This window comes from Kocuria sp. KD4 (assembly GCF_011769905.1).
Taxonomy (GTDB): domain Bacteria; phylum Actinomycetota; class Actinomycetes; order Actinomycetales; family Micrococcaceae; genus Kocuria; species Kocuria marina.
Genome location: NZ_CP050449.1, coordinates 2,594,353 through 2,611,409, shown reverse-complemented (window position 1 = coordinate 2,611,409; position 17,057 = coordinate 2,594,353). Strand labels below are relative to the sequence as shown.

The following is a 17,057-nucleotide window of genomic DNA, read 5'->3' as shown; positions in this document are numbered from 1 at the left end:
GGGATGAGGTGTCGGGCGGGGTGGTGCGGGGCGACGGGGCCCTGCAGGTCAGTCGGGCAGGCGGTTGCCGGTGGCAGTGTCGAAGAGGTGGACGTGGTCTAGGTTCGGGGTGACCCAGATGGTGGATCCGGCCCGGGGCGGGGTGCGGCCCTCGACCCGGACGATGAACTCGTGCGTGCCCGGATCGTCGGCGGCACCGGTGGTGGGGTCCACCGGCACGATGGTGTTGGCGGCGGTGACCGGGGCGAGGTGGCCGTAGACGAAGGCGTCCGCGCCGAGTTCCTCGACCACGTCGGCCACGATCGGCAGTCCCGTGCCCTCGGCGGCCGGGGCGAGGTCCTCGGGGCGGATCCCGACCGTGACCTGGGACCCCCTCAGGGCGGAACGCTGGGCGGGGCTCAACGGGACCCGCACCGTGCCCAGCTGGGCCCCGGCCTCGGTGACGGGCACCCGGAACAGGTTCATCGCCGGGGACCCGATGAACCCGGCCACGAACTCGGTGGCGGGCCGGTCGTAGAGGGCCCGGGGGGTGTCGACCTGCATGAGGTGCCCGTCCTTCAGGACCGCCACGCGGTCGCCCATGGTCATCGCCTCGACCTGGTCGTGGGTGACGTAGACGGTGGTGACCCCGAGCCGGCGGGTGAGGGAGGCGATCTGGGTGCGGGTCTGCACGCGCAGCTTCGCGTCGAGGTTCGACAGCGGCTCGTCCATCAGGAACACCTGCGGGGAGCGCACGATGGCCCGGCCCATGGCCACGCGCTGGCGCTGCCCGCCGGACAGCGCCTTGGGCTTGCGGTCCAGGTAGTCGGTCAGGTCCAGGATCTTGGCGGCCTCCTCGACCCTGCGGCGGCGCTCCTCGGCGGAGATCTTGGCGATCTTCAGGGCGAAGCCCATGTTCTCGGCCACGGTCATGTGCGGGTAGAGGGCGTAGTTCTGGAAGACCATGGCGATGTCGCGGTCCCGGGAGGGGACGTCGGTGACGTCGCGGTCGCCGATGTAGATGTTGCCGCCGGTGACCTCTTCGAGGCCGGCGAGCATCCGCAGGGTGGTGGACTTCCCGCACCCGGAAGGGCCCACCAGCACCAGGAACTCCCCGTCGGCGATGTCCAGATTCAGGTCGGTGACCGAGGGTCGTTCGGCCCCGGGGTACTGGCAGGTCACGTTGGCGTAGCGCACAGAGGACATGGTGGGTGGTTCCTTTCGGAGTGCCCGCAGGAACTGCTGCCGGCGAGGGTGGGGCGGCACCGGATGGTGCCGGAGGAGGCGTGGCGCCGGGATGCTTGATCCCGGCGCCCTGGGCGGGTCAGGAGTCGTCGGTCTCGTCAGTTTCGAAGAGGACGTTGATGGCGTCGTTCGTCTCCACCAGGGTGGAGGCCGGTACCCGGTTGGCGTAGATGTCTTCCAAGGCCGGGGTCATCAGGGCTGACACGTCCGCGCCGAACTTGGTGACGGGGAAGTAGACGGTGTTGCCTTCCTCGACCGGGGCGATGAACGGTCCGGGGTCGATGCCCATCTCCCGGTAGGCGTCGGCGGCGATGGGGGTGGCGTCCTGGCGGGAGGGGAAAACCACGCCGGCGCGGGCGACCTCCTGCTGGCACTGGGCCGAGCCCATGAACGCCGCCCACTGGGCCGCCCCCTCGGGGTTGTCGGTGTCCTTGACGATCGAGTCGGCCAGGCCGTTCATCATGGTCTTGGCGGTACCGTCGGGGCCCACCGGGGTGCGGGCGGTGCCCACGGGGAAGTCCTCGATGCCGGCGTAAGTGCTGATCATCCAGGCCCCGTCCAGGACCATGGCCGCTGATCCCGAGGCCAGTTGGGCGTTGACGCCTTCGGCGGCGTTGAACTGCCCGTAGTCGGGCATGTATCCCTTGTCGGTGAGCCCGAAGTACCAGTCGAGGGTCTCGTGCAGGGCGGGGTCATCCAGGTTGTAGTGGTCGCCCCACAGCGGCTCGTTGGTGACCTGCCAGCCGTTGGAGGCGGCGAAGGCCGACCACTGTCCCTGCCCGGCGGTGCTCCCGCCTGCCTCGGAGATGCCCAGGCCGTAGACGGCGATGTGGTCCTTGTCGAAGCCCGGTTCGTCGCCGCGCACCCCGTTCTCATCGATGGTCAGGTGCGCGACGAGGTCTTCGAAGCTGCCGCCGTCCTCGGGGTTCCAGCGCCAGCCCTCGAGGTCCTCCGGTGAGAGGCCGGCCTCGGCCACCAGCTCTTCGTTGTAGAGCACCGCGACGGTGTCCCAGTCCTTGGGCACGCCGTACTGGTGCCCGTCCGGGCCGGTCCACAGGTCCACGAGGCCGTCCTGGTAGTCGTCGGGGTCCAGTGCCGCGGTGGCGGGGTGTTCCTCCAGCGGGGCGAGGACGTCGAGCTCGGCGAACTGCGGGTACTTGGACACGTGGTTGGTGAACACGTCCGGGCCGGTGCCGGCGATGAACCCGGCCGTGAGCTTCGTCCAGTAGTCGCCCCACCCGGTCTGGGTGATGCGCACGTCCTGGTCGGGGTGCTCGGCCTCGAACATCTCGGCGCACTTCTGGTAGGCGGGCAGCTGGTTGGTGTCCCACATCCAGTAGTCGATGACCCCGGTGGCCGAGGCCTCCGCCTCGGCATCAGCCCCGCACCCGGTGAGGGCGAGCAGCGGGACAGTGAAGACGGCCAGGGCCAGGCGCGCCCGGGAGCCAGTGACGTGGCGGGGGCGGTGATGGCGTGCAGGGGTGCGTGTCATGGTGAGCTCCTACTTGATGCCGCTGAAGCCGATGGAGTTGACGACGCGCTTGGCGAAGACTGCGAAGAGCAGCATCATCGGCAGCGCGGCGATGAGGGTGGCGGCCATCAGACCGGCCCAGTCAGTGCCGGTCTGGGGCGACTGCGCCCGGAAGACGCCCAGGGCCACTGTGAGAACGCGGGAGGCGTCGGTGTAGGAGACCATCAACGGCCAGAAGTAGTCGTTCCAGGCGGTCATGTAGGTGAGGATCCCCAGAGTGGCCATCGGGGCGGCCGACATGGGCAGGATCACCCGGAAGAACACCCCGACCTTGGAGACGCCGTCCAGCAGGGCGGCCTCCTCGATCTCCGGCGGGACATTCATGAAGAACTGTCGCAGGAAGAACACCGCGAACGGAGTCATGAACATCGTCGGCAGGGCGATGCCGAGCAGGTTGTCGACCAGACCGAGCTCTTTGATGAGCACGAAGTTGGGCAACAGGGTGAAGATAGTGGGCACCATCAGTCCGGCCAGGAACAGGGCAAACACCTTGTCCCGCCCGGGCCACTTGAGCCGGGAGAAGGCGTAGGCGGCCATGGCCGAGAAGAGCAGCTGGCCGGCGGTGATGAGCGTGGCCACCAGGACGGAGTTCAGCAGGTAGCGCCAGAAGTTCAGGGCCGTACCGGACCCGCCCTCGGCCAGGGCCTCCTCGGTGGACTGCATGCCGAGCACGCGCTCGAAGGCGCCGAAGGTGAATTCCGGTGGCACCCAGGAGGTGGGGTCGGTCTGCAGGCCCTGGTTCGTGGACAGCGCGGTGCGCAGCATCCAGTAGAACGGGAACAGCGTCACCAGCACGACGGCGAGCAGAAAGGCCCAGGCAAGGATCTTGCCGGGGGTGATCCGGCGTCGAGAGGCGCCCGGGCGGGCGGGGCTGGTTCCCGTCGGGTCCGCGACCACCGGGGCTGCGGCGCCGGCGGGACTGGGAGCGGCACTTCCGGGCTGGGCGGGAGCAGGTGTCGGGTTCATCGGAACTCCTCGGGCTCAGGCCAGGTCCGTGGACCCGGCGCGGGTCAGACGGAACTGGATGAAGGTGATGACGGCCAGCACCACGAGCAGGGCGACGGACATCGCCGAGGCGTAGCCGAACTGGAAGCGGCCGAAGGCCATGTCGTAGATGTAGAGCTGGAGCACGTTGGTGGCGTTGGCCGGCCCGCCGGCGGTTGTCACCGCGACGGTGTCGAAAACCTGAAAGGACCCGATCACGGTCATGATCAGCACCAGCGCCAGGATCGGGCGCAGCAGGGGCAAGGTGATGGTGAAGAAGGTCCGGACCTCGCTCGCCCCGTCGATGCGCGCGGCCTCGTACACGGACTGCGGCAACGTCTGCAGACCGGCGAAGATCAGCAGCGCGGTGTAGCCCATGTGCCGCCAGACGTTGATCAGTGCGATCGTGGGGATCGCCCAGGTCTCATCGGAGAGGAAGCCGATCCGGTCCAGCCCGATCCAGGAGATGACCTGATTGGCCACCCCGAACTGGGTGTCGAGAATCCACAGCCATACGATCGCCGCGACCACGTTGGAGACCAGGTACGGGGCGAGCACCACCCCGCGCAGGAAGGTGGATTGGGTCAGGTGGTGCATCATCAACGCGATGAGCAGGGCCAGGACCGTTTGGATGCCGATGTTGAGCAGCACGTACTGGACCGTGACCAGCAGAGAGTCCCAGAAGATCGGGTCCTGCACGAGACGCCGATAGTTCGCCAGGCCGACGAATTCGGAAGGGGTCAGCAGGTTGAAGCTGGTGAAGCTCAACCAGATGCCGCGCAGGGTGGGCCAGGCGAGGAAGACGAGGAAGCCCAGGGCCGCCGGGGCGATGAACAGCATCGCGATCCGGGTGTCCTGCCGGCCGGTGCGACGCGGTCGCCCGTTGGGTCCGGAGCCGGTGGAGGTTTCCCGTCGGCGGGATAGGGTGCTGCTGGACATGGGATGACCTCAATCCTGGGGCGTGAGCTGGGCGGGGAACTGGTCGGTGTCCTGGGCCTCGAGGCGCAGAATGCGCAAGGTGTCCGGGGCCAGCCACGGCGCGTGGACGCCCACGGTCTGCAGCGCGCGACCGGAGACGACCACGCCCTCGTCGGCCGGCCACCACGGCGGGCGGCGGAACCCGTGCGGCTCGGCGCCGGGGGTCACGTCGCGCACCCGGTAGCGGCGCTCCGGGTCCAGGCCGCGCAGTCGGAACCGGCCCACCGGTTCGACATCGGGCAGGGCGGCCGCGACGACAGCGAACAGCGCTTCCGTGCGGTCGACGCTGACGACCCCGTGGATCTGCAGGGCCGGGTCGAAGGCGTCCAGGCGCACCAGGTGGCCCGTGTGGAGCAGCCGGCGGTGGTCCTTGTGGAAGGCCACCCACTCGGCGAGCTCGGCCGTCTCCTGCTCGGTGGCCTGGGTCAGGTCCCACTCGATGCCCAGGTGGCCCCACACGGCGGTGCCGGCGCGGAAGTGCAGGGTGTGCATCCGCCCGGTGGTGTGCGAGGCGCCGGAGGCGATGTGGGCGCCCATCATCTCCGCCGGGATGAGCTGCTGGGTCCACCGGTGCATCTGCTGGCGCTCGAAGGGGTCGATGTCGTCGGAGGTCCACACCCGGTCCGTGTGCTCCAGCACCCCGAGGTCGACCCGGGCGCCGCCGGAGGAGCAGGACTCGATCTCCAGGTCCGGGAACCGCTCTTTCAGCTCAGCCATCAGCCGGTAGGTTGCCAAGGTCTGGGCGTGCACCCCAGGTCGTCCGTCGGGGTGGGTGCCGGCCTCGAGCAGGTCGCGGTTGTGGTCCCACTTGATGTAGGCGATCGGGTACTCCTCCAGCAGGGCGACCATCTGGTCGCGCACGTGCTCGTAGGTCTCCGGGATGCCCAGGTTCAGCACCTGCTGTCGGCGGGACTCGGTCGGCAGGCGCCCGCCGGGACCCATGATCCACTCGGGGTGGGCGCGGGCCACGTCGGAGTCGGGGTTGACCATCTCGGGCTCGAACCACAGGCCGAATTCCATGCCGAGACCGTTGACGTGGTCGATCAGCGGGGACAGGCCGTCCGGCCACACCTCGGGGGAGACCACCCAGTCACCCAGGCCGGCGTTGTCGTCACGGCGGGCGCCGAACCAGCCGTCGTCGAGCACGTAGCGCTCCACGCCGGCGGCGGCCGCCCGGTCGGCCAGGGCGGTCAGCTTCTCGAGGCGGTGGTCGAAGTAGACGGCCTCCCACACGTTCAGCGTCACTGGACGGGGCCGGGCAGGGTGCTGGGGGCGGGCCCGGAGCCAGTCGTGGAACCGCCCGGCCTGCTCGTCGAGTCCCCGCCCGTGCACGCCGTACAGCCACGGGCTGGAGTAACTCTCGTCCTGTTCCAGCGTGACCTCGCCCGGCAGCAGCAGCTCGGAGCCGCCCAGGACCTGCTGGCCGTCGTAGAGCCGTTCCGCCCACGTGCGATGGTTGCCGGAGAACCCGGTGTGCAGGCCCCAGACCTCACCGTCGGCAAAGCCGAAGCCGGGCTCCCCGACGGTCAGCACGTAGGCGGCGTCGGCGCCGGTGCGCCCCTTGCGGCCCTCCCGCAGGTGCGTGCCCACGGTCAGCTCGCGGCGCTGCGGGGTGCGTTCCTTGCCCCAGTGCCCGGCGAAGTCCAGGATCTCCTTCGCGTGAGTGGGCAGCGGGAGGAGCAGGCCCAGCTCCTGAACGCGGTAGGAGCCCGCGGCGGTGTTCGTCAGCTTGGCCCGGGCCCGCAGCAAGCCCGAAGGCGTCAGTTCTAGCTCGATCGTCACGCGCAGGCCTGCTCCGGCGTCCTCCGCTGCCACGAGCAGGCGGGCCGCTCCGCCATTGACCAAAGCGCCTTCGGTGTCGACTCCCTGGGCGTCCAGCGGCTCCACGTGGGCCTGCGTCACCCGCAGGAACGGGGTCCACGCGGCGCCGTTGCGATCCCCGACGAGTCCCGGCCGGCCACTCCATCCGGTGTGCTGACTTCCCAACACGTCAGGGCGCATGGGGAGGTCCTGCCCGTTGGCCGTGCGGTGGGCCACTGCGGCCTCCACTAGCTCAGCGGCCTCAGCCGCGTCCAGGCCGGGCAACGCGGCACCCCAGTGCACCACTGAGGGAAGCAGGGTTTCGGAGAGGTCGACTAGCAGCGACACGTCTCCGGCGCTCAGGTGCACGCGGCACGGTCCGGTCGGGTCGAGAACGGTCGTCGGCTCGAGGGTCACAGCAGTCACGTCGGCTCCTGGGTGGTCATCGGGAGTAGTGGATCCGGGCACTCGATCCAAGCGGGCAATCGATGTGTTCCACGTCATACTAGAACCGACAAAACCGAACATCAAGCCTGTTGAAAAAACACTTCCGTGTTTGTATTGTGGTCGAGGTCACTCCGAGTGGCTGCACCAACCCCTCACCGAGTCAGGAGATGCGATGTCCGAGATGCTGCCCGACCGCCGGCGGCGGGAGATCCTCGACCGTGTCCGGGCGGCCGGCGCGGTGCGGGTGGCCGAGCTGGTCGCCGACCTCGGCGTCTCCGACATGACGGTGCGCCGGGACCTGAACCGCCTGGCCCAAGACGGGGAGCTGCAGAAGGTCCACGGCGGGGCGAAGTTGCCCACAGGATCCTCGGCGGCCGAACCGGGCTTCACCCACAAGTCCGACCTGCAGCTGCCGGAGAAGGCGGCCATCGCCGCCGCCGCGGAAACCCTGGTGGAACCGGGGATGTCGGTCTCCCTGAACTCCGGGACCACCACCTACGCCCTGGCCCGCCGGCTGCGCGGCACCGCGGACATCACCGTGGTGACCAACTCCCCGCGCATCGCCGACGTGCTTCAGGACGCCCCCGCCACCGGACAGACCGTGGTCCTGCTCGGCGGGGTGCGCACCCCCTCCGATGCCCTGGTGGGCCCGCTGGCCACCGCGGCCCTGCGCACCCTGCACGTGGACCTATGTTTCCTGGGCGTCCACGGGATCAGCGAACGGCACGGACTGACCACCCCGAACATGATGGAAGCCGAGATCAACCGCCTCTTCCTGGAACGCTGCAACCGCAGCGTGGTCCTGGCCGACTCCACCAAATGGGACCTGGCGGGCCTGTACCGCATCGCCGACCTCGACGAGATCGACACGGTCGTCACCGACGACGGCCTCGAGGCGACCGCCAGAGACATCCTCAACCAGCACGTCCCCGACCTGCGACTGGAGCCCGTCCGATGACACTTCCACTGCCCACCGAACACGCCGGGTCCATCGCGCACCGGGTCCATCATCTGGCCGACGGGCGGGAGGCGGTGTTCTTCGCCGACCGCGGCACGGAGCCGGTCGCGCAGGTCAGTGACCGTCGTCCGCTGGGGGAGCGGGCCGGACACGGCGAGGTGCGCTTCGACCGGCTGACCGGGGAGTGGGTGGCGGTGGCCGCCCACCGGCAGACCCGCACCTACCTGCCCCCGGCCGACCAGTGCCCGCTGTGTCCATCCGTGGGCGGGCGGGAGTCCGAGATCCCCGCCGAGGACTTCGACGTCGTCGTCTTCGAGAACCGCTTCCCGTCCCTGGGGCCGGACCTGGGGTCGCTGCCCGTGCCGCCCCCGGCGGCGGAGCGGTCGCTCTGGGGGATGCCGTCCCCGGCCTACGGCCGGTGCGAGGTCGTGGTGTTCACCCCCGAGCACCGGGGCTCCTTCGCGGACCTGGCCCCCGAGCGGGCGCGCACGGTGGTGGAGGCCTGGGCCCAGCGCACCGAAGCGCTCTCGGGGACGGCCGGGATCCGGCACGTGTTCCCCTTCGAGAACCGCGGGGAGCAGATCGGGGTGACCCTGCACCACCCGCACGGGCAGATCTACGCCTACCCGTATCCGGCCCCGCACGCCGCCCGCCTGGCCGCCCGCTCGCGGGCGCACCTGCAGGAGACCGGACGGGCGCTGATGGGCGAGGTGCTCGCCGACGAGACCGCCGCCGGGGACCGGATGGTCCTGGCCGGGGAGCACTTCTCCGCCTACGTGCCCTACGCCGCCCGCTGGCCGCTGGAGGTCCACCTGCTCCCGCACCGGCAGGTCCCGGACCTGGCGGCGCTGACCGGTCCCGAGCGCGATGAGCTGGCGGTGCTCTACCAGGACCTGGTGCAACGGGTGGACCGGCTCTACACCACCCCGACCCCCTACATCGCCGCCTGGCACCAGACCCCCGTGAATGCGGCCGACCGCGAGGCCGGGTGGTTGCACCTGCAGCTGACCAGCCCGCGCCGGGCCGAGGACAAGCTGAAGTTCCTGGCCGGTTCGGAGGCGGCGATGGGCGCGTTCATCAACGACGTCACCGCCGAGCAGACCGCCGCACGCCTGAGGGAGGCCGCACGATGACCGCACCGCGCACCCACCAGCAGACCACCTCCCCGTCGACGGCCCGGCCGGGGGCCGGCCGGCTCACCGGGGGCCAGGGCGCCGGGGGGCAGGACGCCGCCCGGGCCGTCGAGCTCGCCGGCCGCTTCGCCGAGGTGTACGGCCATGCCCCGGACGGGGTGTGGCGGGCCCCCGGGAGGGTGAACCTGATCGGGGAGCACACCGACTACAACGACGGGTTCGTGCTGCCCTTCGCCATCGACCGCTCCGCGATGGTGGCGGTGCGGCTGCGCCGGGCCTCGGAGCCGGACCCGGAGGTGGTGGAGCTGGCCTCCACCTACGCCCCGGACGGGGGCCGGCTGTCCCGGGCCCGCTTCCGCATCCCCGGCCTCGCCCCGGGGGCGGTCGGGGACTGGGGGGCCTATCCGGCCGGGGTCGTGCACGTGCTCGGCGGGCTGGAGGCGGTGCAGGTGCCCGGGCTCGAGCTGCTGCTGGACTCCACCGTGCCGGTGGGCGCGGGCCTGTCCTCCTCCCACGCCGTGGAGGTCGCCACGATCGTGGCGCTGAACGACCTGCTGGGCCTGGGCCTCGACGCCCCGGCCATGGCGCGGCTGACCCAGCGGGCGGAGAACGAGTTCGTCGGGGCACCGACCGGGATCATGGACCAGTCCGCCTCGCTGATGGGACGCACCGGGGCCGCCCTGTTCCTGGACTGCCGGACCCTGGCCGCCGAGACCGTGCCGCTGCCGCTGGCCGAGCACGGGCTGGCGGTGCTGGTGATCGACACCAGGGTCGCCCACTCCCACGCCGACGGCGGCTACGGCGCCCGGCGGGCCTCCTGCGGGGCCGGGGCCGCCACCCTCGGGGCCGCCTCCCTGCGCGAGGTCCCCGCCGACGCCGACCTGAGCGCCCTCGACGCGGTGACCGCCCGGCGGGTGCGGCACGTGCTCACCGAGAACGCCCGGGTGCTGGCCACCGTCGAACGGCTGCGCGCCGGTGACGTGGACGGCATCGGGGAGCTGCTGGTCGCCTCCCACACCTCGTTGCGCGAGGACTACGAGGTCTCCTGCCCCGAGCTGGACCTCGCCGTGGACACCGCCCTGGCCGCCGGGGCGATCGGGGCGCGGATGACCGGCGGCGGCTTCGGCGGCTCCGCGATCGCGCTGACACCGGCGACTCAAGAAGACCAAGTCCGCGAGGCTGTGCTGCGAAATTTCGTCGACGCCGGCCTGCAGACTCCTGAAATTTTCACCGTTCTTCCGGCCGACGGGGCGCAGCGGGTGTGAGCTGGCCGGTCGCCGCCGGCGCATCGGATCCCATAACCTGCGTATTTTCCGGCAACCGGCATGAACGTCGGGGTCGTGGACACACTTGTCGTGCTCACGGTGGGCCTGCAATGGGTCACCTGATCGTGACTCGGTTCCCCTTCGCTTTACATATGGCCGGTTAGCGGCGGACCGTGCTGCGGTAGCGGTTACTCGCTGACTTCTTCGATCTCGGCGGGCCAGGTGTATGCGTGGCCGGGGACGGCGACGATGATGGTGTGCTTGATCTCTTGTCGGGCGAGCCGGTCGTGCAGCTCGGCGGCGGTGGTGAGCGTGGACTCCGGGAGAGGACCATCCGGAAGCGCCCCGAAGTCGTCCCGGGTTTCTGCCCAGAAGCTCAGGCGGCCGTCCTCGCCTCCGTAGCCGATGTCCAGGGTGCGGATACCTTGGGCGTCCCCCAGGCGTGCGCCGGCGACGATGTCCGCGGCGGTGACCTGGCCCATGCCCGTGGGCTTCTCGGCCAGCACGGTGGTGTTGCCCTCCTGACCGATGAGCTGAACGTCATCGGGCATCACCTGGCGGGCGTCCAGGAACCCCTGGACCGAGGCCTCCGAGGTGAAATCCACCTCGCGGTAGCCAATCAAAGTGATCGCCGGGCCGGGTCCGGGCGCATCTCCGGTCACCAGGCGGTCCGCGGCGGCCCGGGCCGCGTCGGTCCACTGGCGGGCCAGCGGCAGCACCGACACGGGCCCCTTCCCAGCCTCGAGGCGATTGGAGCCGGAGGTGACGAGGACTTTCCAGGTGGCCGGCTCCACCGGGAAGGTCACCGCCTCGGGGCCCTCCTCGGGACCGACGCGGTGGCCCTGCTCCACCGGCCAGTCGTGCTCCGTGATGATCCGGTGAGCCTCAGGAAGAAGTTCCAGCAGCCAGGCCTGGTCCGTGTTCTCGTCCAGGTCCAGTTCCAGGGTTCCGGACCTGGGCGGCCAGGCTTCGTGCAACGAGCGGTTGACCCAATACGGGGTGTCCACCGTCAGCACCGCCCGATCCACGCCCTCGAGCCGATCCAGCTGCCGCTCCACGCTCTTGAGGCTGCGCCACCAGGGGTCGAATGGGGTGGTCACGCTCATCTGACTCCAGAGGAATACTGTGCCGGCCACAGCACAGAAGAGGAACACCCCCACCAGGGCGAGAACGGTGCGCCTCACGGCGCGGTGGCGCGCGGAGACGTCGACGAAGGGTGGCACCTGCTCAGCGTAGGACGCACTCAGGCGTTCGGACGGTCATGGGCGCCGTGGCCAGAACCGCTGACATTCGCATCAACGGCGAGATATGCACCGTTGCAGTTGGGGTTCCGGTGTGAGCACTAAAGGCGTTTCCCCGGTGCAGCGGGGGCATGACATTGGTTGTCGAGCCAGGTGTGATTGCGGGCAGACTGTGCTCATGACTCCTGCCCGTCCTGAGCATCCGTCCATGGCCGACCGACTGGTTCATCTGGCCGGCCAGGCCCCGGCTGCGCTCGGCCTGGGCTCCTCACCGGGCGACGGAGACGAGGTGCGTCTGCTGGGGCATGGGGAGAGCTTCGCGGCGTGGTTACTGGAGGCCGGCGAGCAACGGGTGGTGGTGCGGATCGCCCGGCGTCCGGTGGAGGAGCTGCCGCGGCCGATGCAGGAGGAGTTCCACGGGCTGAGCCTGGTGCCTGAGGGCATCGGCCCGCAGGCGCTGGTGCTGGAGGAGTCGGTGGACAATCCGTTGGGTGCTCCGTACATGGTGGTCGGTTTCGTGCCCGGCCGTGTCCTTCCACCGGGGCAGTGGACCCCGGGGCTGGTCCAGGCCCACGCCCAGCAGATGGCTCGTCTGCATGCCCAGCGCTTCGACCGCTGCGGTGAACTGACCACACCGGAGGAGGAACGCCGAGAGACGGTGGATATCGCCGGTCAGTTCGCCGCCGGGCTGGAGTGGTGGTCGGACAACCACCCGGGGGTGATGAACGAGCCCGACGTGACACGCCTGGCGCGGAAGGTGGGGGCGTATCTGCAGGACGCACAGAAGGTTTTCAATCGGTTGGAGTCCTTCGCGCTGATCCACGGGGATCTGTTGCTGCCCAACATCCTCGTCGAGGGGGAGACCGGGGTGCGGTACATCGATTGGGAGTGGTCGGAGATCGGGGACCCCGCCCAAGACCTCGCTTACCTCGGTGGGCGGATCACGGTGGAGCCGTGGCATCTACCCATGACCCGGGCCCAGACCCGGGACCTGATCGAGGTCTACCTGGCGGCCAGCGAGCACCGAGCGGCCACGGGCACCGTGGAGGAAATGATGATCCGCTGTGATGCTTGGGAGGTCTACGAACGGTTCCTCACGTCTCTGCATCACCGCAGCCTCCTGGCCGGCCGCCCCGACCTGACCGAACAGGAGCGGAACTTGTACGCCAGTGCGGCTGCCCACGTTACCCGGGAGTTGGGCCGCCGGTTCGGCTGAGGTCCTCCGGATAGGGTCGTTCCATGGCAGAGGAGATGTTGACCGGCGGCAACTCCACCACCGTCGTGCGGGTCGACGACAGTGTCCACCGCACTGTCGGACCCTGGACCCCGGCGGTGCATGCACTGTTGAGTCGGTTGCGGGCGGAAGGGATCACCGAGGTCCCGGAGCCTCGCGGGGTGGACGAGGACGGCCGGGAGGTCCTGTCCTACATCGTCGGGGTGGTTCCCGGCTATCCGCTGCCCGAGTGGGTGTGGGCGGAAACGGTCCTGGCGGCGGCCGGGAGGTTGCTGCGCCGGATCCACGACGCGTCCACCGCGCTGGTAGGGGAGGACCTGGTCTGGCAGCTGCCCACCCACCACCCGGTTGAGGTGATCTGCCACAACGACTTTGCCCCGTACAACCTGGTGTTCCGCAACGGTCGGCTGCGCGGGGTGATCGACTTCGACACGGCCTCCCCGGGCCCCAGGATCTGGGACCTCGCCTACCTGGCCTACCGGTTGGTGCCTCTGACCGATGACGCGCACGACGGCGGCCCGCGCGCACCCGAGCGTGCGGGTCGCCTCCGGTTGCTGATCGACTCCTACGAAATGCCCTACGAGCCCGCAGAGTTGCTGGCTGCGGTGGCGGCACGTCTGGAGGAACTCGCGGCGTTCACCGACGCACGAGCCGCCGAGACCGGCCGGGACGACTTCGCCGAGCACGCCGCGATGTATCGCCGCGATCGTGACCGGGTGCTGGCCACCGGTTGACTCTCTTCCTGGTGGCGCACCGCTTGGAGCGGCGGTCACTGATAGGTTCCCCATCATGAAGACGGTGTGAGTGTCTGCCCTGTAAACGAGGAATCCCCGAATACGTCAGGAGCACCACCATGTCTCATCCCTCTTCCGCACGCCCGCTGCAGGGCAGGACCGCCCTGGTCACCGGGGTCTCCCGCCGCCGCGGCATCGGCTACGCGGTGGCCGTGGAGCTCGCTTCCCTGGGGGCGAGCGTGTTCTTCCACCACTACAGCCCCCATGACGCGGACCAGCCCTGGGGCGCCGATGACCTCGATGCGGTACGCGCCGGCATCCGGGCCGCTCTGCACGACGGGGCCCTCGCCGGCGACGTCTCCACGGACTTGAGGGACCCGGACACCGCTGAAAACCTCGTCGAGCAGGCCCACGCCCTGACCGGGCGCCTGGACATCCTCGTCTGCAACCACGCCCGCAGCGGCGGCGACGGGTCCATCCTGGACATGACCGCCGAGAACCTGAACGCCTTCTGGGACACCAACACCCGCTCCACCCTGCTGCTGACCCGGCACTTCGCCCACCGCCACGCCGCCACGACTGCTCGATCCGCCTCAGCGCGGCCCGGCGACCGCATCGAGAAAGCCGGGCCCGTCGATGAACGGGCGGCGGGCCGGGTGTTCTGGATGACCTCGGGCCAGGGCCAGGGGCCGATGCGCGGTGAGGTCGCCTACGCCACCAGCAAGGCCGCTCTGGCCGGGGCAACTCCCACGGTGGCCGCGGAACTGCTCGAGCTCGGAATCGTGTTGAACACCATCAACCCGGGCCCGGTCAACACCGGCTACCTCGACCCCGGGACCACCGACCGCTCCCTGGAGGAGATCGAGACATGGCGACAGGCCACCCCCTTCGGCCGCTGGGGGCACCCGAGAGATCCCGCGCGGCTGATCGGGTGGCTGGCCACCGACCAGGGCGTGTGGGTCGCCGGGCAGGTCATCACCACCGACGGAGGCATGAGCCTGACCTGAACGCACCATGAGGCCCGACAACTCCACCCTGACGAGAACAGCCGTCCCACTGCTGAAGCTTCGGCTGACTACTCCGCCCACGGCGTTACGGTGAGGGTTCCCGTCGGAGGTGCGTGTGGAGCGACCGAAGAACCGGGAGCACGGTGACTGGGCCACGAACATCGCCCTGCAATTGGGCAAGAAAGCGGGAATGAACCCGCGCGAGCTCGCCCAGATCCTCCGCGACCGGCTGGCCGGCATCGACGGCGTCAAGAGCGTCGACATCGCCGGACCGGGCTTCCTCAACATCACCCTGGACGCCGGCGCGGCGGGGGAGCTCGCCCGCACCATCGTCGAGGCAGGGTCCGCCTACGGCACCAATGACGCCCTGGCGGGCCACACCATCAACATGGAGTTCGTCTCGGCCAATCCCACCGGGCCATTGCACCTGGCCCACACCCGCTGGGCCGCACTGGGCGACTCGATCGCCCGTGTGCTGCGCGCCAGCGGCGCGGCGGTGACGGCGGAGTACTACATCAATGACGCCGGAACGCAGATGAACACCTTCGCCGCCTCCGTCCTGGCAACCATCAAGGGCCGACCGATCCCGGAAGGCGGCTATCCGGGGCAGTACATCGCCGACCTTGGCCGCCAGGCTCTCACCGCCCGGCCGGAGCTGGCGGACATGGATGATGAGGAGGCGCTGCCAATCGTCCGGGAACTGGCCTATCGAGCGCAGATGGCCGACATCGAGGAGACCCTGGCCGACTTCGGGGTGCACTTCGACGTGTTCTTCTCCGAGTCAGCCCTGCACGAGGGCGCAGCGGTGGGGCAGGCGGTGGACCGCCTGCGGGAGCAGGGACACGTCTTCGACCTCGATGGTGCCGTCTGGCTGCGCACCACCGACTTCGGCGACGACAAGGACCGGGTCCTCATCCGGGCCAACGGTGAGCCCACGTACTTCGCCGCAGACGCGGCGTACTACCTGTCGAAGAAGGACCGCGGGTTTGAGCAGAAGATCTATCTGCTCGGCGCCGACCACCACGGCTACATCGGCCGGTTGCAAGCCATTGCCGCCTGCGCCGGGGACGACATGGAGCACAACATCCAGGTGCTCATCGGCCAGATGGTGTCCGTGAACGGAGCCCGCCTGTCGAAGCGGGCCGGGAACATCATCGAGCTGCGGGATCTGTTGCAGTGGCTCGGCAAGGACGCGCTGCGATACTCCCTGGGCCGATCCTCGGCGGACTCGGCGATGTCCATCGACCCGCAGCTGCTGCAGAAGAACACCAACGAGAACCCGGTGTTCTACGTCCAGTACGCCCATGCCAGGACCCACGCCGTCGCCCGCAATGCGGAGTCGACCGGCGTGGACACCAGCAGCTTCGACGCGGCGACGCTGAACCATCCCACCGAGAGCGACCTGCTGGCAGCGCTCGGGCAGTTCCCCGGCGTGGTCGCCCAATCGGCGACCTTCCGGGAACCCCACCGCGTCGCCCGCCACCTCGAAGTCATCGCCGGCACCTACCACCGCTGGTATGACGCCTGCCGCATCGCTCCCCAGGGCGACGCACCGATCCAGGACGTGCACAAATCGCGCCTGTGGCTGAACAACGCCACGCAACAGGTCCTGGCCAACGGCCTCGACCTCCTCGGCGTTTCCGCACCCACGAGGATGTAACCAAGTACGTAGCAATCTGTCCCGTGACTGTTCAGGAGAGGTTCGTCTTCGAACCTGCGGCCTGGTCAGCGGCAGCGCCGGTCGCCGGTGGGGCGTCCCTAGCATTGGGGCATGCGCCTGCGAGAGACCAGCTCAGCCGATTTGGACGTCTTCCTGAGTTGGGTGCCCTCTGAGGCCGACATGGTGCTCTGGTCCGGGCGGACCTTCAGATGGCCTCTGGATCGGGGGCAGCTGGAGACTTATCTGCAGCATGATCAGCGCCGGTATTGGACCGGGTTGGACCCCTCCTCCGGGGATCCAGTCGGTCACGCCTCGTTGCTCGTCGATGTCGACGCACACATGATGCGGCTCGGGTGCATCCTCCTCGACCCGGACGCTCGAGGGCGCGGTCTGGGGCGGGAACTGATTGGCACAGCGGTGCGCACGGGCTTCGAGGTCACGGGGCTGCCGGTCATGAAGCTCGGTGTCTACGCGCACAATGTCTCCGCCCGGCGCGTGTACGAGAGCCTGGGGTTCCAGGAGACTGGGCGGGTGCGCAGCACCGAGGTGGGCGGCCAACCCTGGCACGCCCTGGAGATGCAGCGGCGACGACCCAGCTGACCCCGCCCATGGGCGCCGATCCTTTCCCCCGGTGCCCGAGCCGTCGCGGGAATGCGGCGTCGCGATGGGGCTTCGTCTATGGCCGCAAACTGTCGGCACGGTCGCCGTGCTTGTGCACGTAGTCCTTGATGCCGGCGGTGACGCCCTTGCGTACCACCCAATACAGCAGCCACAAGGTGATGGCGACCATGAGCAGCCAGATGAATAGGCCGAGGAACGCTCCGAAGCCAGCGACGTCCATCATGAGGAACCTCCTGGGGT

The 17,057-nt window shown here is 69.5% G+C and carries 14 protein-coding genes and 1 pseudogene; 8 read left to right on the top strand and 7 right to left on the bottom strand.

What is annotated here, in order from left to right; all coding sequences use genetic code 11:
* Nucleotides 1-48: 48 nt before the first annotated feature.
* From HBK84_RS11670 to HBK84_RS11650, 5 genes are all read right to left on the bottom strand, one after another.
* Complete coding sequence (locus tag HBK84_RS11670) at nt 49-1,185, bottom strand: ABC transporter ATP-binding protein (protein WP_167318971.1); 1,137 nt, start codon at nt 1,183-1,185, stop codon at nt 49-51.
* A 118-nt stretch (nt 1,186-1,303) separates the two neighbouring features.
* Nucleotides 1,304-2,716: a sugar ABC transporter substrate-binding protein gene (locus HBK84_RS11665; RefSeq protein WP_167318970.1), complete on the bottom strand. Its 1,413-nt coding sequence runs from the start codon at nt 2,714-2,716 to the stop codon at nt 1,304-1,306.
* 9 nt (nt 2,717-2,725) lie between these two features.
* Nucleotides 2,726-3,721, bottom strand: coding sequence for a carbohydrate ABC transporter permease (locus HBK84_RS11660; RefSeq protein WP_167318969.1), 996 nt, complete (start codon nt 3,719-3,721; stop codon nt 2,726-2,728).
* Nucleotides 3,722-3,736: 15 nt separating this feature from the next.
* Nucleotides 3,737-4,678: a carbohydrate ABC transporter permease gene (locus tag HBK84_RS11655; RefSeq protein WP_167318968.1), complete on the bottom strand. Its 942-nt coding sequence runs from the start codon at nt 4,676-4,678 to the stop codon at nt 3,737-3,739.
* 9 nt (nt 4,679-4,687) lie between these two features.
* Entirely contained in the window at nt 4,688-6,943 is a 2,256-nt protein-coding gene (locus HBK84_RS11650) for an alpha-galactosidase (RefSeq protein ID WP_240919000.1), read from the bottom strand.
* A 193-nt stretch (nt 6,944-7,136) separates the two neighbouring features.
* Between HBK84_RS11650 and HBK84_RS11645 the strand changes: the two genes are divergently transcribed.
* From HBK84_RS11645 to galK, 3 genes are read left to right on the top strand one after another with little or no spacing between them, the layout of a single operon-like run.
* Nucleotides 7,137-7,922: a DeoR/GlpR family DNA-binding transcription regulator gene (locus HBK84_RS11645; RefSeq protein ID WP_206069158.1), complete on the top strand. Its 786-nt coding sequence runs from the start codon at nt 7,137-7,139 to the stop codon at nt 7,920-7,922.
* Complete coding sequence (gene galT, locus HBK84_RS11640) at nt 7,919-9,055, top strand: galactose-1-phosphate uridylyltransferase (protein WP_167318966.1); 1,137 nt, start codon at nt 7,919-7,921, stop codon at nt 9,053-9,055. Before HBK84_RS11645 ends, galT begins: the two co-directional genes overlap by 4 nt.
* Nucleotides 9,052-10,320, top strand: a complete 1,269-nt coding sequence (gene galK / locus HBK84_RS11635; RefSeq protein WP_167318965.1) for a galactokinase — start codon at nt 9,052-9,054, stop codon at nt 10,318-10,320. Before galT ends, galK begins: the two co-directional genes overlap by 4 nt.
* Before the next feature lie 188 nt (nt 10,321-10,508).
* On the opposite strand, the gene HBK84_RS11630 is transcribed toward galK, so the two are convergent.
* The gene (locus HBK84_RS11630) at nt 10,509-11,420 is read right to left on the bottom strand and encodes a hypothetical protein (RefSeq protein ID WP_167318964.1); all 912 of its coding nucleotides are present in this window, start codon (nt 11,418-11,420) and stop codon (nt 10,509-10,511) included.
* 349 nt (nt 11,421-11,769) lie between these two features.
* On the opposite strand from HBK84_RS11630, the gene HBK84_RS11625 reads away from it, so the two are divergent.
* From HBK84_RS11625 to HBK84_RS11605, 5 genes and pseudogenes are all read left to right on the top strand, one after another.
* Entirely contained in the window at nt 11,770-12,777 is a 1,008-nt protein-coding gene (locus HBK84_RS11625; RefSeq protein WP_058874197.1) for a phosphotransferase family protein, read from the top strand.
* Between the two features lie 23 nt (nt 12,778-12,800).
* A complete protein-coding gene (locus tag HBK84_RS11620) occupies nt 12,801-13,529 on the top strand; it encodes an aminoglycoside phosphotransferase family protein (RefSeq protein ID WP_167318963.1) in 729 nt (242 codons plus the stop codon).
* A gap of 119 nt (nt 13,530-13,648) precedes the next feature.
* Nucleotides 13,649-14,536, top strand: a complete 888-nt coding sequence (locus tag HBK84_RS11615) for an SDR family oxidoreductase (RefSeq protein WP_109223188.1) — start codon at nt 13,649-13,651, stop codon at nt 14,534-14,536.
* A 100-nt stretch (nt 14,537-14,636) separates the two neighbouring features.
* Nucleotides 14,637-16,196 (top strand): annotated as a pseudogene (gene argS, locus HBK84_RS11610) (arginine--tRNA ligase); the annotation flags it as partial.
* 111 nt (nt 16,197-16,307) lie between these two features.
* Complete coding sequence (locus HBK84_RS11605) at nt 16,308-16,796, top strand: GNAT family N-acetyltransferase (protein WP_058874201.1); 489 nt, start codon at nt 16,308-16,310, stop codon at nt 16,794-16,796.
* A gap of 76 nt (nt 16,797-16,872) precedes the next feature.
* On the opposite strand, the gene HBK84_RS11600 is transcribed toward HBK84_RS11605, so the two are convergent.
* The gene (locus tag HBK84_RS11600; RefSeq protein ID WP_167318961.1) at nt 16,873-17,040 is read right to left on the bottom strand and encodes a hypothetical protein; all 168 of its coding nucleotides are present in this window, start codon (nt 17,038-17,040) and stop codon (nt 16,873-16,875) included.
* Nucleotides 17,041-17,057: the final 17 nt, after the last annotated feature.

Excerpts from the sequence above, each read along its gene's own strand:
- HBK84_RS11605 (WP_058874201.1), top strand. The coding sequence starts at position 16,308 with ATGCGCCTGCGAGAGACCAGCTCAGCCGATTTGGACGTCTTCCTGAGT.
- HBK84_RS11645 (WP_206069158.1), top strand. The coding sequence starts at position 7,137 with ATGTCCGAGATGCTGCCCGACCGCCGGCGGCGGGAGATCCTCGACCGT.
- HBK84_RS11670 (WP_167318971.1), bottom strand. The coding sequence starts at position 1,185 with ATGTCCTCTGTGCGCTACGCCAACGTGACCTGCCAGTACCCCGGGGCC.
- HBK84_RS11665 (WP_167318970.1), bottom strand. The coding sequence starts at position 2,716 with ATGACACGCACCCCTGCACGCCATCACCGCCCCCGCCACGTCACTGGC.
- HBK84_RS11600 (WP_167318961.1), bottom strand. The coding sequence starts at position 17,040 with ATGATGGACGTCGCTGGCTTCGGAGCGTTCCTCGGCCTATTCATCTGG.
- HBK84_RS11660 (WP_167318969.1), bottom strand. The coding sequence starts at position 3,721 with ATGAACCCGACACCTGCTCCCGCCCAGCCCGGAAGTGCCGCTCCCAGT.
- galK (WP_167318965.1), top strand. The coding sequence starts at position 9,052 with ATGACCGCACCGCGCACCCACCAGCAGACCACCTCCCCGTCGACGGCC.
- galT (WP_167318966.1), top strand. The coding sequence starts at position 7,919 with ATGACACTTCCACTGCCCACCGAACACGCCGGGTCCATCGCGCACCGG.
- HBK84_RS11625 (WP_058874197.1), top strand. The coding sequence starts at position 11,770 with ATGGCCGACCGACTGGTTCATCTGGCCGGCCAGGCCCCGGCTGCGCTC.
- HBK84_RS11620 (WP_167318963.1), top strand. The coding sequence starts at position 12,801 with ATGGCAGAGGAGATGTTGACCGGCGGCAACTCCACCACCGTCGTGCGG.
- HBK84_RS11655 (WP_167318968.1), bottom strand. The coding sequence starts at position 4,678 with ATGTCCAGCAGCACCCTATCCCGCCGACGGGAAACCTCCACCGGCTCC.
- HBK84_RS11615 (WP_109223188.1), top strand. The coding sequence starts at position 13,649 with ATGTCTCATCCCTCTTCCGCACGCCCGCTGCAGGGCAGGACCGCCCTG.